We start from the raw sequence: 14,954 nt of genomic DNA on the forward strand, positions 1-14,954 counted from the left end.
CTGGTGAGGACTCGACGCCGGATGCCGCTCCCGGCCCTGCTGTCAGGAGATATCGATTGAATGCCATTCCGGGGCCCGCGCTGGACCCGCTCACGCTGCTGTTCTCGCTGGGCGCGCTCGGGCTGCTGATGGCGGCACTGTTCCTGCGGCTGGCCCGCACGCTGCCTCGGCACCGCGGCGCGCTGGCGGCCTGGAGCCGTGCCATGGCGGCCGCCGGCGCCGCCTTCCTGCTGTTCTTCCTGCGCGGCCATGCGCCGCTCGTGCTGACCTTCCTGCTGGCCAACATGCTGATCTTCGGCGTGGCGTATTGGGGGCACGAGGCGCATGCCCGGCTGCTCGATGCGCCGCCGCAGCGCGGCTGGAGCCTGGCGTGGTGCGCCGTGGGCATCGGCGGCGTGCTGGCGGCGCAGGGGCTGGGACTGCCGCGCCAGGTCGCCTTCGTCACCATCTCGGTAGGCTTCTCGGCCATCCTGGGCATGACCACCTGGCTGCTGCTGCGCGCCGCGGGCGGGCGGCGCCGCTCTCCATCGATGCTGGCGGCGCTGCTGTGCTACGGGATGCTCTCGGTGGCCTTCGGCGCGCGGGCGGTGCTGGGCCTGCTCGGCAGCGAAGCGCAGCTGCATCCGGGCGCCGTTTCGCTGGCGCAGCTGTTCACGCTGGTGCCGGGCACCGTGCTGATCGTGGCCTGCTCGATCAGTTTCCTGTGCATGGTGCACGAGCACCAGTTGCGCGAGGTCGAAGACGACGCGCGCCGCGATGGCCTCACCGGCCTTCACAACCGCGCCGCATTGATGCAGCTGGCCGCGCGGATCGATGCCGAGAAGGGCGCGGCCCGGGCGCCCTATGCCGTGGTGATGATCGACATCGACCACTTCAAGGCCATCAACGACGCCTACGGCCATGGCGGCGGCGACGCGGTGCTGGTGCATGCCGGGCGGCTGATCGCCGGCAGCGCGCGCCTGGCGGACTTCGTCTGCCGCTGGGGCGGCGAGGAGTTCTGCGTGCTGCTGCACGGCTGCGACGCCGCCGAGGCGGCGGCCTTCGCGCGGCGCGTGGTCGAGGAGGGCGGTACGCAGGTGGTGCGGCTGCCCGGCGGCGAGCTGGCGACCTTCACGCTGTCGGCCGGCTATGCCACCCACCCGGGGCACGGCGCCCAGTCGGTGGCCGGCGTCATTGCCCGCGCCGATGCCGCGCTCTACGCGGCCAAGCGGGCCGGGCGCAACCAGGCGATGGGAGAGACGCAGGCGCTGGCGTCGTGAACGCGGGGCGGGGCGCGGCGCCGCCGGCGCGGCGCCTGGAAGCGGCTCAGCGCCGCGACGTGCCCTCGCGCGCTTCGGCCACGCGCAGGTTGCCGGCGCTGCGGCCGGCGGCGCCCTGCGGCGCGGCGGCGGTGCGCTGCGGCTTGGCGGGCCGTGCGGCGGCGCTGCGCGTGGTGGCCGGGCGCGCTGCGCTGCGCGAGGCCACCGCCTTGGCGCCACGCGTCTTGGCCACCGGCTCGGGCTCGGGCGCCGTCGAGGCCGCCGCCACCTGAGCGGCCTTGGCCGGCAGCCACAGCACGACGCTGGCGCCCGGCGCGAAGCGGCCGCCCGGCGACACCTTGTTCCAGGCCGCGAGCTGCGCGGTGGTGGTGCGGGTGCGGCGCGCCACGGAAGCCACGGTTTCTCCCTTGCGGGCGGCGCGCAGCACCACGCGCTGCAGCGGCGGCACGTCCGGCGCCAGCGCGATGGCGGCGTTGTGGGCGATGTGCTCGGCCACGTTGGCGCTGGCCTGCTGGCTGCGCGGCACGATCAGCGTGGAGCCGGCCTTGACCAGCATGCGCAGCGGGATGCGGTTGGCGTCGCGCAGCGTGGACTCGTCGATGTCGAGTTCCTTGGCCACGTCGGCCGGGCGCATCGTGCGCGGCGCGACCCAGGCGGTCCAGCTCGCCAGCGGGCCGCGGTGGCGCGCCAGGTTGTTCACGAAGATGCTGGCGTTGTCGTAGGGCAGCAGCACCTGCGGCGTGCCCGCGGCCAGGATCACCGGCTGGTTCATCTGCGGGTTGAGCTGCTTGAACTCCTCCAGCGTGAGGCCCGCGAGCTTGGCGGCCATGGCCACGTCGATGTCGCGCTCGATGGGCACGCCCAGGAAGTACGGGTGGTTTTCCAGTGCCGGCAGCGACAGCGCGAAGTCCTCCGGGCGCAGCACGATGTTCTTCACCGCCTGCAGCTTCGGAATGTAGTAGCGCGTCTCGTCGGGCATGCGCAGGCTCTCGTAGTCCGTGGGCAGCCCGGCCCTGGCGTTGCGCGTGATGGCGCGCTGCACGTTGCCCTCGCCCCAGTTGTAGGCCGCCAGCGCCAGGTGCCAGTCGCCGAACATGCCGTGCAGCCGCGTGAGGTAGTCCAGCGCGGCGCGGGTGGAGGCCAGCACGTCGCGGCGGTCGTCGCGGAAGATGTTCTGGCGCAGCTCGAAGTCGCGGCCGGTGGCGGGCATGAACTGCCACATGCCCGAGGCCTTGGCCGTGGACAGCGCCTGCGGGTTGAAGGCGCTCTCGACGAAGGGCAGCAGCGCCAGCTCCGTGGGCAGGCCGCGGCGCTGCACCTCCTCGACGATGTGATAGAGGTAACGCCCGCCGCGCTCGGTCATGCGCTGCACGTAGTCCGGGCGGCTCGAGTACCAGGTCTCGGCGCGGCGCACCAGGTCGTTGTCGAGGTCGGGCACGGAGAAGCCGCTGCGCACGCGCGACCACAGGTCGATGCGGGCATTGCCGGCGTTGAGGTCCACGCGCTCATCGGGGCGCAGCGGGTCCACCGGCGCGGCCACCGGCGTGGTCGCCACGGCCGGGGCGGCGGGCGTGACGACCACGTCGGGGGCCGTGCGGGGCTGGATCGGCGGGGCGGCGGCCACGTCGGCGGCCGTGACCGGGCCGGCGGACTGCGGCGCGGTGGCGCAGGCGGTGAGCGCCGCGGCGGCGGCCAGGGACAGCAGCGAACGCCAGAACGGCGGCACGAAGTGGGTCAGGGCGTTGGTCATTGGAATCCGTTCTTCCATTCACGCAGCGTCGCCAGCACCTCGACGTCGCCGTGCGCCCCGCTGCTGCGCTGCTGCGCGGCACGGACGACGTCCGGCTGCGACGTGCGCAGGAAGGGGTTGATCTGCCGCTCCAGCGCGAGGCTGGAGGGCAGGGTGATGCCGCCGTGGGCACGTTGGGTCTCGCACCACGCGCGGTGCTGCGCGATGGCGGGGTTGTGCGGCTCCACGGCGGCGGCAAAACGCAGGTTGGACAGCGTGTACTCGTGGGCGCAGCACACGCGCGTATCGTCGGGCAGGGCGGCCAGCGCCGCCAGCGAGGCCCGCATCTGCGCCGGCGTGCCCTCGAACAGCCGGCCGCAGCCGGCGGAGAACAGCGTGTCGCCGCAGAACAGGATCGGCGCGCCGTGCGCGCCCGCGGGCAGGTAATAGGCAATGTGCCCGGCGGTATGGCCGGGCACGTCGATGACCTGGAACTCCAGCCCCAGCAGCGTGGCGGTGTCGCCGCCGCCCAGCGGCCGGTACGGCTGCGGGATGCGCTCGCGCGCCGGGCCGAAGACGGGGCCGTCGGCCAGGAGCGGGCGCAGCGCGTCCACGCCCCCGACGTGATCGCCGTGATGGTGGGTCACTAGAATGCCCGCCAGTCGCAGCCCCTGCGACTGCAGCGCCTGCTCCACCGGCGCGGCTTCGCCCGGATCGACCACCAGCGCCCGAACGCCGTCGTGCAGCATCCAGATGTAGTTGTCGGTGAAGGCGGGCAATGCGGTCAGCGTCATGGCGGGCGGATTATAGGAAGGCTCCCCACGTGAAAACCCTGTGCCAGCGCAGACATGCGTCATGGACGGCCTGCCAGTGAACCCTTTGGCATCGCGCGCGCAGTCGCAGCACGAAGCCCTGCGGCGCTGGCTGGCCACGCCGCCGGGTCGCTACCTGCTGACCTGGGAGCAGCAATGCATGGACCAGGCGGTGGCCGATCTCTTCGGTTTCCATGCCCTGCAATTGGGGCTGCCCGAGCTCGACGGACTGCGCATGAACCGCATGCCGCACCGCTGGCGCGCCAGCGACGAGGACCCGGGCGAGGACGGCGAGCGCACGCGGCGCCTGGGCGTGACGCTGCACTGCGACGCCGACGCGCTGCCCTTTGCCAGCGCCAGCCTCGACCTCGTGGTGCTGCCGCACACGCTGGAGCTGGCCGCCGACCCGCACCGCGCGCTGCGCGAGGTCGAGCGCGTGCTGGTGCCGGAGGGGCGGGTGGTGGTGATCGGATTCAACCCGCTGAGCCTGTGGGGATTGCGCCAGCGCGTGGGCGGCTGGCGGCGGCGGCTGGGCTCGCGCGCGCCGCTGTTCCTGCCGGAGGCGGGCGAGATGCTGGGCTACTGGCGGCTGCGCGACTGGCTGCGGCTGCTGAGCTTCGAGGTGGAGGCCGGACGCTTCGGCTGCTTCGTGCCGCCGCTGCGGCGCTACCGCTGGCTCAGCCGCTTCGAGTGGATGGAGGACCGCGGCGACCGCTGGTGGCCCGTCTTCGGCGCGGCGTACATGGTGGTGGCCGTCAAGCGCGTGCGCGGCATGCGGCTGGTGGGGCTGGCGAAGCGGGCCCAGGTCAAGGCCGGCAAGGCGCCGGCCGTGGTGACGAACAAGGAAGGACTGGACGTTGAGTGAATCGAAGGTGGCGGCCGTGGGCCGCGAAGGCGCATCCGGCGGCGAGGCCGCGGTGGCGTCGGCGCCGGCGGCGGTGGTGATCTACACGGACGGCGCCTGCAAGGGCAACCCCGGCCCCGGCGGCTGGGGCGCGTGGCTGCGCAGCGGCGCGCACGAGAAGGAGCTGTGGGGAGGCGAGCGCCAGACCACCAACAACCGCATGGAGCTCACGGCGGTGATCGAGGCGCTCTCCATCCTGAAGAAGCGCTGCAGCGTGGACGTGCACACCGACAGCGAGTACGTGCGCAACGGCATCACCACCTGGATCCACGGCTGGAAGAAGCGCGGCTGGACCACGGCCGACAAGAAGCCGGTGAAGAACGTGGAGCTGTGGCAGCGCCTGGACGAGCTGGCGCAGCGCCACGACGTGCGCTGGCACTGGGTCAAGGGCCACGCCGGCGACCCGGGCAACGAGAAGGCTGACCAGCTCGCCAACCGCGGCACGGCGGAAGTGATGCGCTGACGGCGTCAGCCCCAAGCAATAGCCCCGTCATTCCGGCGAAAGCCGGAATCCACGAGCCCCGAGGCGCCGCGCCGGCCGGCGATGTTCAGGAGCTTTCCATGAGCCGCTTCGACGAATCCCTCGCCCCCGCGCTGCAGCAGGCCGCCGAATCGGCCTTGCGCTACCGCCGCGAGCTGCACGGCGGCCCGCAATGCGCCGCCGAGGACTACGCCGCGCAGCTCGCGCGCTGGGACACCGGCCCGCTGCCCGCGCAAGGGCTGGCGGCCCAGGACGTGATCCGCCAGCTGGAGGCCCATGCCGCCCCGGGCCTGCACGCCACGGCCGGCGGGCGCTTCTTCGGCTGGGTCACGGGCGGCTCGCACCCGGTGGGCGTGGCGGCGGACTGGCTCACCTCCGCCTGGGGCCAGAACGGCGCCAACCTGCTGGGCGCGCCGGCCGCGGCCGCGAGCGAGGCGGTGGCCGCGCGCTGGCTGCTGCAGCTGCTGGGCCTGCCCGGCGACTGCTCGGTCGGCTTCGCCAGCGGCGCGACCATGGCCAACTTCATCGGCCTGGCCGCCGCGCGCAGCGCGCTGCTGGCGCGCGTGGGCTGGGACGTGGAGGCCGACGGCCTCTTCGGCGCGCCGCCCGTCACGGTGCTGATCGGCGAGGAGGGGCACGCCACCGTCTATGCGGCGCTGCAGTTCCTGGGCCTGGGCCAGCGCCGCGTGCGGCGCGTCAGGGCACGCGCCGACGGCGGCATCGACAACGGCGACTTCGAGCGTGCCCTGGCCGAGGCCGACGGCCCGGTGCTGGCCATCCTGCAGGCCGGGCACCTGCACACCGGCGCCTTCGACGACTTCACGCGGCTGATCCCGCGCGCGCACGAGCGCGGCGCCTGGGTGCACGTGGACGGCGCCTTCGGCCTGTGGGCGCGCGCCTGCCCGTCGAAGGCCGCGCTGGCCGCGGGCGTGGAGCGGGCCGACTCCTGGGCCACCGACGGCCACAAGTGGCTGCAGCTGCCCTACGACTCGGGCTTCGCCATCGTGCGCGATGCCGAGGCGCACCGCCGCGCCATGACGGCCGCCGCGAGCTACCTGCCCGCCGCGGCGGCGCACGAGCGCGACCCGACGCACTACGTGCCCGAGCTCTCGCGCCGCGCGCGCGGCTTCGCGGCCTGGGCGCTGCTGCGCCACCTGGGCACGGACGGCGTGGCGGCGATGGTCGAGCGCCATTGCGCGCTGGCGCGGCAGCTGGCCGAACTGCTCGCGCGCGAGCGCGGCGTGACCGTGCTCAACGACGTGGTGCTGAACCAGGTGCTGGTGAGGTTCGGGGACGAGGCTGGCGCCGGCCGTGGCGGCGAAGAGGCCGACGCGCTGGCCGCCGCCGTCATCGAGCGGGTGCAGCGCGACGGCGTGTGCTTCGCCGGCGGCACGCGCTGGCAGGGGCGCTGGGTAATGCGGCTGTCGGTGATCGGCTTTTCAACCGACGCGGACGACATCCGGCGCAGCGCGGAGGCGATATCGAGTGCGTGGCGGGCGGTGCGGCCGGGCGGCTGAAACTCAGTGCCGTGCCGGGGGCGAATCGGCATCCTTCGGGCTGACGCGCATGAATCCCCGGTAATACAGCACCAGGCTGGCGACGGTCGCGCAAACCGCCAGGCTCGCCACGATGGTGTCGGGATAGACCACCTCGTGGTTTTTCATCACCAGCGGATGCGGCCCGAAAACTCCTTCGAGGTGCAGCAGCCACCAGGACACCAGGCCGATGGGCTCGACGTGCACGGGCGTGAAAACCATCAGCAACCCGGGGATGAGCAGCGCGCAGCGCAGGGCGGCCATGTGGAACGAAATCCGTCCCGCCGTGGCCCAGGCCATGCAGGCCATCGTGGCCACGGGAAAGACGAGCACGTAGAACAGCCCGAACAGCACCAGGGACAGGCCCGCGATGAGCGCCACCATGGTCAGCGCCTTTCCAGGCCGTGGCCGGCGCCAGCCGGGCCGGCGGCAACCCAGGGAATCGTCGTGTGCATGGAGCCTCCGTCCCGAGTGGCGATGGACGTCAGAGTGCCCGCGCCGCCGTGCTGCTGCACGGGAGATTTGTCACGACCGGGGTAGTCGGTTTCTGGGCCCGGCCCAGGCCCTGAAGGGGGAGGCTCCTACCGGGCGCAGGGCCCGGATCACCGCTTCCTGTAGAACTCCGCGAAGCAGCGCTTGAAATCCTCGCCGGTGCAAAGCAGGAATTTGTCCTGACCCGGATGCAGCTTGATGAAGCCGGACACCGCTTGGCCGACCTCGCCCCGGTTGCCGGAGCAGTCGGGCTGGCCGTTGGTTTTGACCACCTTTTCGGTCCACCTGTAGAAACCCTTGTCGCTGGGTGTGGGCGAGACCGTGAACTCGAATTCGTTGCGCTCCTCGCCCGACACCGAGCGCTTGGTGCCGTCGGCGCGCAATTCATACTCCTCGAAACACTTCAGGTCGGGCAGGTCGATGCGCCAGGTGCCGAGCAGCGGGTGGTCGGGCGGGAGCGGGGTGCGGGGCGAATCCTGGGCGTGGGCCAGTGGAGAAACCAGCAAACCGGCGGTCCACATTAGCGTGGAAAACAGGGTGCCCTTATTCATGTCTTCAGCCCCGGCAAATGACGGAAAAGCCATGTTAGTCCCGGCGTGGGTGGCCGGCAAGCGCATCGGCATGGCCGGCAAGGGCTGGGCGGGGCGCATGGCGCGCCGGGGCATCAGCCAAACTGCATGACTGCCCCCAGCGAATGCGCCGCCGCGTGCCTCACGAATTCCTGCAGGGCCGAGAAATGCTCGGTGATGTATTCCACGACATCGTTGTCCCGCCGTTCCCAGAACCGGTCGAGATAAGCCTGGCTCAAATCCGTCCGCTCGAATGCCGAAAGAAATTGCTGCTCCGACACGGTGCCAATGGTCAGTGCGAATGCGCCCATCGCCGCGCTCGAGTGAAATAGCGCCGGGCCGAGCCCGACTTCCAGTTTGCCGATCTCACGGCCGCTTTCGAAGAAGCTGGGTTGGTCGCGCCATAGTGTGCGCAAGGTGCGGTCCAGGCCGTCCCAGGATTTGTCGAGGTCCAGGGCCTTCAATTCGTGCCCGGTGAAATCGAGCCGCCTCGGCCGCACAGGCGGCGGCACTTTGCCCAGCAGGCGCCTGAAAATAGGTTGCCGGTTGGCTTCCTGGACGGCCTGCAGATAAGTGTCGTAATCCTCGTGCTCGACCACTTGCCAAACCAGCAGCGGGTCCTGGAGCAAGGTTTCAATGGTGCGGTCGGAGACGGCGAAGGCGGCGCAGAAAATGCCCATGCTCGTTCAAGGAAATCATGTCGAGCCGGGCATTGTAGCGATTAAACCAGGCCGCAATGCGGCCGATCCAATTTACGGCAGCCGAACGACCCGCGTCCCCGCCAGATAATCCCCCAGCCGGCGCCGGCGGCTGCCCACGATGAATACCGCGTCAAACACGCCCAGCACCATCAGTGGCAGGTTGCGCACCACCGAGCGCCAGTAACCGCAGGGCTCGCCGGTATCGACGTGGACGACGGCGCTGTGAGTCACCCGCTTGTCCAAGCTGCGTCCCCCGGGCAGGCCGTCGCAAAACAGGAGATAGGCGGCCCAGGTGACGATCAGCCATTCCTCGGCGAGGCGCAGCATTTTCACCAGCATATAAGTCACCACCGCGACGGCCATGCCGGCCAGGGCGTCGATGAACTGGACGGTGAAACGCTCGCCGATGCTGGCCAGGGGTTGGGATGGGGGCAGGGTGGAATAGGCGGCTGACATGGATCAAATTCCTTTGCGCCGGGTATTTAGGCGCCAGCTCTCATTGTGCAAGGAGGGCTTGCGGAGGGCTGACGGTGCCTGGTTCATTTTGTCTAGGGAAAATGCCAGACTGCCGGCAGCCCGTTGGCACGGGCGGTCCGCACCCCATGTCGTCATTCCCGCGAAGGCGGGAATCCAGGCGGTCCACAAGCTGCCGATAGCCGTTTCGCAGCGCCTGCCGTGCCTTAAACCTTGGTTATCCGATTGACCAGCTTCCGGCGGCCTGGGGACCGCCTGGATCCCCGCCTGTGCGGGAAGGATAAAATAGTGGGCGTGGCGTGTCAGTGATTGGCTGACACTTTTTTGTTATTTCTCATTCGCGAAGAAAAACCTCGTCATGCCCGCGTACGCGGGCATCCAGGTTTAGCCGTCCGTCAGGACGGCGGATTTTCAGAGGCGGCGTCTTCTGGTGTCGAGGTCGGCGGCAGCAGATTCCCAGCTATCTGATTTTTCAAGGGATAGTTTAGTCTACGTGCGACAAAGCCACAGCACGGCAGAAGATTCCTTCATGCTTGCGTGTGTGCACGCCTGTCTGGAAAGAAATTGAAGACACTGGCATCCCGACAGCCAAGGCGTCCCGCCCGCCGCTTCGTCATTCCGGCGAAAGCCGGAATCCACGAATGCTGCAATGCTTCTCTGGTCAGTATGTGCACGTGCCTGCGTCAGCCATGTCAGCGCAGCAGTACGCGTGGATTCCGGCTTTCGCCGGAATGACGGCTCAGGGTGCGATGCAATATGACTGGCGGGATACCGGTGTTCTATAGATTCGGTCAGTATTCTGGAGAGGGAACTCTAGGCGCCAGCACTTGCTAAATATTTTTAAATAAATCAAGATGTTTGTATGCTCGTCCGAGGGCTTCCTCTGGGCTGATGACAACTATTCCAATTTGTAAAAGGCGAATAGCATTTCCTAGTATTCCGAGCGGTTGTGTCTTGGATTTGCCGTCCATCGTTATAAGTGGCCAATGCATTCTTTCGGCGTAATAGACTGCAAGTACATCGTTGTGCTGATTTTCATTTTTAACTCCTTCGGGGCAAAGTATTCTTTCAATTGTCTGATATGTTTCTAGGTTGTGGCCTGATTCGTTAATCTCTATCCAACTGAACTGATCTGTTTTTTCTGCTCGTCTGGAGTTGCTGTGTCGGGCTTCTGTGTGTGAAGAATCGGTGTAATAAAGCTTTATTCTTTTGGATTCTCGAAGTTTTCAAGTTGATTTAATGCCTCGTTCTTTTGTCTGGCATTGCAGCAATTGGCGTCTAATAGGAAATTAAGGCAGTTGTGCATAATAGTTGCTGATTTGTTTCGTTAGCCGTCAAGGTTTCGAGTAGGTCTTGCTGTTTGTTAATGATAAGTGGGCCTGTGTTGGGTGCAAAAGTAGAAATAGAAGGCAAGAACAGTGTATAAGTCTTTCATGGAAGTTTAATTTAGGAAATAGGTGCCGATGCTGCTCTATTATTTGGTCGAAGTGTGCCGGGTGGAAAGATCTTATTGGGTCTTGATTCGCCATAGGTGCCCCATTTAATGAATAGCATGCAGTCCCCGGTAAGGTCAGAGACGTGAGATGAAGAGACAATGTAGTTTTCCATTGAAGTGACTCTTTGTTTCTTAAAGCGTATGGCTATAAACTCATCAATTTTTTCTCCTGTTCTGCAATAATGCCATTCTTCGAATTCGGTGGTAATCTCTTTCTTTGCTGGGCGACCCATTATTTTTTCTACTTCGGTCTGATTCATATTGAATTTTATATCGAAAGCTTTTTCAAGGGGTTGCTCAGTTCTTATGTTCTTTTTAACGGATTCGGTGGTATTTGGGCCGGAAGGTGTCCAGGTTATCGCCGCAAGGATGCCGGTGGCAACGAAAATTATAGCCGCAATTAGTGAATATTTGAATTTTGCCTTTGGTGATGAATAGGTTGAGGTGTTGCTGTTATTTGTTGCTGAGGATTTAAAAAACTTTCTGTTGGCTTTTCTATGGCGCATGTATTTGTTGAGTTGATTTGGTTCAGGGGCGGCGATTGTTCCATGGTTGGGTCTTGCTTTGTGCTGCTAGAGGTTCACGTTGCGTCAGGTGTGAGGGGTTCTGTAGTCAATCAGCTCTTCTAGCAGCAGTCTCAATCGCGAGCCAAGGTCTGCTTGATGCGATCGGGCTGCGGTGAATATTGGTGATGTTCAGCGCTTTTAGATGGCCTTTTAAATTTTCCTGGGAGATAAAGTGAAGTTGCCGCTGTAGATAAGCAGCGCCATCGCCCCGCTTGTGTCGTTGTAGATGCATGTTATTACGCCTGCTCTGACGGTAATTCAAAGTGTGTGTGAAATATGTCACGCCATAGCAGTTAAGTAGATCGTTTTGAACAGGCAAAAAAAAGCCGCCCTCAGGCGGCTTCATTAGGTCAGCGGTGTAGTAAGTAAGGGGAAAGGCTTTAAACCAACCCCTCAAACGGCACCACATCCACCAGTTCCCCAGCAGCGACATTCCCCTGCTCATGCCCCAGCACGATGAGCCCATTCGCCTCGCTCATCGACCGCAAAACGCCCGAGCCCTGGCTCCCTGTGATCCGCACCGACCAGTTCCCATCGGCCCCGCGCTCCACGATCCCGCGCTGGTATTCGGTCCGCCCCGCCTTCTTGCGGATCGCCGTCGCGCTGGCGGCGCGGATCAAGGGCAGGGGAGCCGCATCCGCCCCCGACATCGCCAGCAGCGCCTCGCGCACGAAGGCGTAAAAGGTGACCATCACCGCCACTGGATTCCCCGGCAGCCCGAAAAGAACCGCCTGCCGCCCCGGCTCGCCGATGCGCCCGATCGCCATCGGCCGCCCCGGGCGCATCGCGATCTTCCAGAACAGCACTTCGCCCAGCGAGCGCATCACCGCCTTGGTGTGGTCCGCCTCGCCCACGCTCACACCGCCGGAGGTGATCACGGCGTCGGCGCAGGCCGCCGCCTCGCGGAAGGCGGTTTCCAGCGCGGCGGGGTCGTCGCGCACCACGCCCATGTCGATCGCCTCCACGCCCAGGCGCTGCAACATGCCCCAGATCGTGTAGCGGTTGCTGTCGTACACGCAGCCGGCGTCCAGCGGCTCGCCGATGGAACGCAGTTCATCCCCGGTCGAGAAGAAGGCCACGCGCAGGCGCCGGCGCACCGGCACCTCGGCCTGGCCCAGCGAGGCCAGCAGGCCCAGGTCGGCCGGGCGCAAGACGCGGCCGGCGCGCAGGGCGGGGGCGCCCTTGGACAGGTCTTCGCCCGCCAGGCGGCGGTTGTCGCCGGCGCGCACCACGCCGGCGGGGACGACCACCTTGCCGTCAACGGACTTGGTGAACTCTTGCGGCACCACCGTGTCGAGCCCGGCCGGCATCACGGCGCCGGTCATGATGCGCACGCACTGGCCGGCAGGCACTTCGCCCTCGAACTGCTGCCCGGCGTAGCCGGTGCCGGCAATGGCGAGCACGGTGTCGGTGTCACTGGACAGGTCGGCGCTGCGGAAGGCGAAGCCGTCCATGGCCGAGTTGTCGTGCGCCGGCACGTCGATGGGAGAGATCACGTCGCGCGCCAGCACCCGGCCCAGGGCACTGCGGATCGCCAGGCTTTCCACCGCCTGCACCCGCGGCACCATGCGGCGGATGAATTCCTGCGCCTGCGCCACCGGCAGGGCGTTGGGGTCGTAGCCGCTGAGGCAGGAGGCGATCTGGTCGAGGGTGGTGTCGGTCATGTCAGTGCTTCGGTCTTTATGCCGGTGAGCTGGTCAGCTTCGGCTTGCCGCTCGGCTGGGGCCGTTCATCCTTCGATACCTCAGGACGAACGGGAAAGGCTGCCGCTCGACCGAGGCCTTTCATCCTTCGATACCTCAGGACGAACGGGAAAGGGACTCCGGTCGAACGGAAAGAGACTCAGGGTTCGAGCCGCCGCAGGTCTTCCAGGGTGTTGGCGTTGAAGAAGGCGGCGGCGTCGTCGAAGGGCACGTCCACGCGCCGGTGCTGGTCGGCCCAGCGGTCGATCTTGCGGCCGCCCTCGCTGGTGTAGCGCACCAGGCTCTCCAGCAGGCTGGAGCGCATCAGGCAGAACACCGGCTGCACCTGCGGGCGGCCGTCTTCCTCGGTCACGGGCATGGCGATGTCGGCACCGGCGGCGTCGGCCGCGTCGGCCAGGCGGCGCACCAGGTCGGCCGGGAAGTTGGGCGTGTCGCAGGGCACCGTGATCAGCCAGCCGGTCTCGCAGTGCTCCAGCCCGGCGAGGAAGCCGCCCAGCGGGCCGGGGAAGTCGGGCAGGCCGTCGGGCCACACCGGCACGCCGAAGGATTCATAGGCCGCGAGGTTGCGGTTGGCGTTGATCAGCGTGGCGCCCACCTGCGGCTGCAGCCGCAGCAGCGCGTGCAGCGCCATCGGCATGCCATTGAGGTTCTGCAAGCCCTTGTCGACGCCGCCCATGCGGCTGCCGCGGCCGCCGGCAAGGATCAGTCCGGTGATGTCTTCAGTGTCGATCATGGTGCGCGCGGGTCCTCGGGCGGCATGGGGTAGTCGTCGGCCCGGCGCGCGGGGCCCTGCATCACGCCGCGCATCCAGCAGCCCAGGCCCACGGTGAGCATCATGGTCAGGCCGAAGACGAGGGCGCCGATGACGATGTAGTCGATCAGCAGCGACTGACGCATCGGGTCGTCGGACAGCCCGGGTTGGAAGAATTGCTTGGCGAACTCGCCCGCGATGACGGGCAGCACCAGCGTGACCAGGCCCGTGAGCGCCAGCAGGCGCCGGCACGAGCCAGTGAACGGGATCAGGGCCATGGGCGGCTCAGCCTCCGATGTAGTGCATCTCGACGCGGCGCCGCCCGCTGCCCTCGTCGGCCTTCATCGCGCCGCGCAGCTCGGAGTAGCGGTCGTCGCGCTCCTGCCAGATCAGGCCGACGGCGCCGGCGATCTGCTCGTCCGTGGCGCCGCCGCGCAGCAGCGCGCGCAGGTCCTGCCCCTGCGAGGCAAACAGGCACAGGTAGAGCCGCCCCTCGGTGGACAGCCGCGCGCGGTTGCAGTCGCCGCAGAAGGCCTGCGTCACGCTGGAGATCAGGCCGATCTCGCCGGCGCCGTCGCGGTAGCGCCAGCGCTCGGCCGTCTCGCCGGTGGCGTTGGGCTCCAGCGGCTCCAGCGGGAACGCCGCATCGATGCGCCGGCGCACCTCGGCCGAGGGCAGCACGTCGTCCATGCGCCAGCCGTTGGAGGCACCCACGTCCATGAACTCGATGAAGCGCAGGATCACCTGGCCGTCGTAGTGCTCCCGGAACCAGCGCGCCATGGGCACGATTTCCTGGTCGTTGGTGCCGCGCTTGACGACCATGTTGACCTTGATCGGGCCCAGGCCCACGCGGCGCGCCTCCTCGATGCCGGCCAGCACGTCCGCAACCGGGAAATCGACGTCGTTCATGCGGCGGAACACGGCGTCGTCGAGCGCGTCCAGGCTGACGGTGACGCGCTTCAGGCCCGCGTCCTTGAGCGCCTGCGCCTTGCGCGCCAGCAGCGTGGCGTTGGTGGTCAGGGTGAGGTCCAGCGGCTGCCCGTCCGGGGTGCGCAGCCCGGAGAGCATCTCGATGAGCTTCTCGAGGTTCTTGCGCAGCAGCGGCTCGCCGCCCGTGAGGCGCAGCTTGTGCACGCCGTGCGCCACGAAGATGCGCGCCAGCCGCGTGATCTCCTCGAAGCTCAACAGCGACGACTGCGGCAGGAAGCCGTAGTCGTTGGTGAAGATCTCCTTGGGCATGCAGTAGCTGCAGCGGAAGTTGCAGCGGTCCGTGACGGAGATGCGCAAGTCATGCAGCGGGCGGCCGAGTCGGTCGGACAGCAGCCCGCTCGGCGGCGTGAGCTGCTCGGGGATGCGCGGCGTCGCCGCGGCATAGCGCAGGTCGGCAATGGGAATCGCTCTTTCGGCCATCCCCCGATTGTGCCGTCCCCCCTAAGGCCGGCCTTGAAGCAGGTTGCCTTTTGTACTGCCGGAAAGCGGCTGC

16 protein-coding genes are annotated in these 14,954 nt (G+C 67.2%); 4 read left to right on the plus strand and 12 right to left on the minus strand.

The genetic code is table 11. The annotated features are described in order from the left end of the window. The first annotated feature begins 56 nt into the window (after positions 1-56). Entirely contained in the window at positions 57-1,259 is a 1,203-nt protein-coding gene (locus FJ694_RS25130) for a GGDEF domain-containing protein (RefSeq protein ID WP_157270066.1), read from the plus strand. A gap of 46 nt (positions 1,260-1,305) precedes the next feature. Here FJ694_RS25130 and FJ694_RS25135 read toward each other — a convergent pair whose 3' ends face one another. Both FJ694_RS25135 and gloB read right to left on the minus strand, forming a co-directional pair. Then, positions 1,306-3,009, minus strand: coding sequence for a transglycosylase SLT domain-containing protein (locus tag FJ694_RS25135; RefSeq protein WP_157270067.1), 1,704 nt, complete (start codon positions 3,007-3,009; stop codon positions 1,306-1,308). Beyond that, complete coding sequence (gloB, locus tag FJ694_RS25140; protein WP_157270068.1) at positions 3,006-3,782, minus strand: hydroxyacylglutathione hydrolase; 777 nt, start codon at positions 3,780-3,782, stop codon at positions 3,006-3,008. Before gloB ends, FJ694_RS25135 begins: the two co-directional genes overlap by 4 nt. A 61-nt stretch (positions 3,783-3,843) precedes the next feature. Here gloB and FJ694_RS25145 point away from each other — a divergent pair, with 61 nt between their 5' ends. From FJ694_RS25145 to FJ694_RS25155, 3 genes are all read left to right on the plus strand, one after another. Then, complete coding sequence (locus FJ694_RS25145) at positions 3,844-4,665, plus strand: class I SAM-dependent methyltransferase (RefSeq protein WP_375140253.1); 822 nt, start codon at positions 3,844-3,846, stop codon at positions 4,663-4,665. A gap of 73 nt (positions 4,666-4,738) precedes the next feature. Continuing rightward, entirely contained in the window at positions 4,739-5,167 is a 429-nt protein-coding gene (gene rnhA, locus FJ694_RS25150) for a ribonuclease HI (RefSeq protein WP_198320985.1), read from the plus strand. 98 nt (positions 5,168-5,265) lie between these two features. Next, positions 5,266-6,702 carry a pyridoxal phosphate-dependent decarboxylase family protein gene (locus tag FJ694_RS25155; protein WP_157270069.1) on the plus strand — a complete coding sequence of 479 codons (1,437 nt, stop codon included), beginning with the start codon at positions 5,266-5,268 and terminating at the stop codon, positions 6,700-6,702. 3 nt (positions 6,703-6,705) lie between these two features. On the opposite strand, the gene FJ694_RS25160 is transcribed toward FJ694_RS25155, so the two are convergent. From FJ694_RS25160 to moaA, 10 genes are all read right to left on the minus strand, one after another. After that, a complete protein-coding gene (locus FJ694_RS25160) occupies positions 6,706-7,104 on the minus strand; it encodes a hypothetical protein (protein ID WP_157270070.1) in 399 nt (132 codons plus the stop codon). A 218-nt stretch (positions 7,105-7,322) separates the two neighbouring features. After that, a complete protein-coding gene (locus tag FJ694_RS25165) occupies positions 7,323-7,877 on the minus strand; it encodes a hypothetical protein (RefSeq protein WP_157270071.1) in 555 nt (184 codons plus the stop codon). After that, positions 7,877-8,461, minus strand: coding sequence for a DUF1877 family protein (locus FJ694_RS25170; protein ID WP_157270072.1), 585 nt, complete (start codon positions 8,459-8,461; stop codon positions 7,877-7,879). The genes FJ694_RS25165 and FJ694_RS25170 overlap by 1 nt, the downstream gene beginning before the upstream one ends. 72 nt (positions 8,462-8,533) lie before the next feature. After that, positions 8,534-8,938 carry an RDD family protein gene (locus FJ694_RS25175; protein WP_157270073.1) on the minus strand — a complete coding sequence of 135 codons (405 nt, stop codon included), beginning with the start codon at positions 8,936-8,938 and terminating at the stop codon, positions 8,534-8,536. Between the two features lie 1,464 nt (positions 8,939-10,402). Continuing rightward, a complete protein-coding gene (locus FJ694_RS25180; protein WP_157270074.1) occupies positions 10,403-10,957 on the minus strand; it encodes a hypothetical protein in 555 nt (184 codons plus the stop codon). 106 nt (positions 10,958-11,063) lie between these two features. Continuing rightward, the gene (locus tag FJ694_RS25185; RefSeq protein WP_157270075.1) at positions 11,064-11,450 is read right to left on the minus strand and encodes a hypothetical protein; all 387 of its coding nucleotides are present in this window, start codon (positions 11,448-11,450) and stop codon (positions 11,064-11,066) included. Further along, positions 11,398-12,681 carry a molybdopterin molybdotransferase MoeA gene (gene moeA / locus FJ694_RS25190; RefSeq protein WP_157270076.1) on the minus strand — a complete coding sequence of 428 codons (1,284 nt, stop codon included), beginning with the start codon at positions 12,679-12,681 and terminating at the stop codon, positions 11,398-11,400. The genes FJ694_RS25185 and moeA overlap by 53 nt, the downstream gene beginning before the upstream one ends. 178 nt (positions 12,682-12,859) lie before the next feature. Further along, entirely contained in the window at positions 12,860-13,453 is a 594-nt protein-coding gene (gene mobA / locus FJ694_RS25195) for a molybdenum cofactor guanylyltransferase MobA (RefSeq protein ID WP_157270077.1), read from the minus strand. Next, the gene (locus FJ694_RS25200) at positions 13,450-13,749 is read right to left on the minus strand and encodes a hypothetical protein (RefSeq protein WP_157270078.1); all 300 of its coding nucleotides are present in this window, start codon (positions 13,747-13,749) and stop codon (positions 13,450-13,452) included. Before FJ694_RS25200 ends, mobA begins: the two co-directional genes overlap by 4 nt. A gap of 7 nt (positions 13,750-13,756) precedes the next feature. Next, the gene (gene moaA / locus FJ694_RS25205) at positions 13,757-14,881 is read right to left on the minus strand and encodes a GTP 3',8-cyclase MoaA (RefSeq protein ID WP_157270079.1); all 1,125 of its coding nucleotides are present in this window, start codon (positions 14,879-14,881) and stop codon (positions 13,757-13,759) included. Positions 14,882-14,954: the final 73 nt, after the last annotated feature.

Source organism: Azohydromonas aeria, assembly GCF_009760915.1.
Lineage (GTDB): Bacteria > Pseudomonadota > Gammaproteobacteria > Burkholderiales > Burkholderiaceae_C > Azohydromonas > Azohydromonas aeria.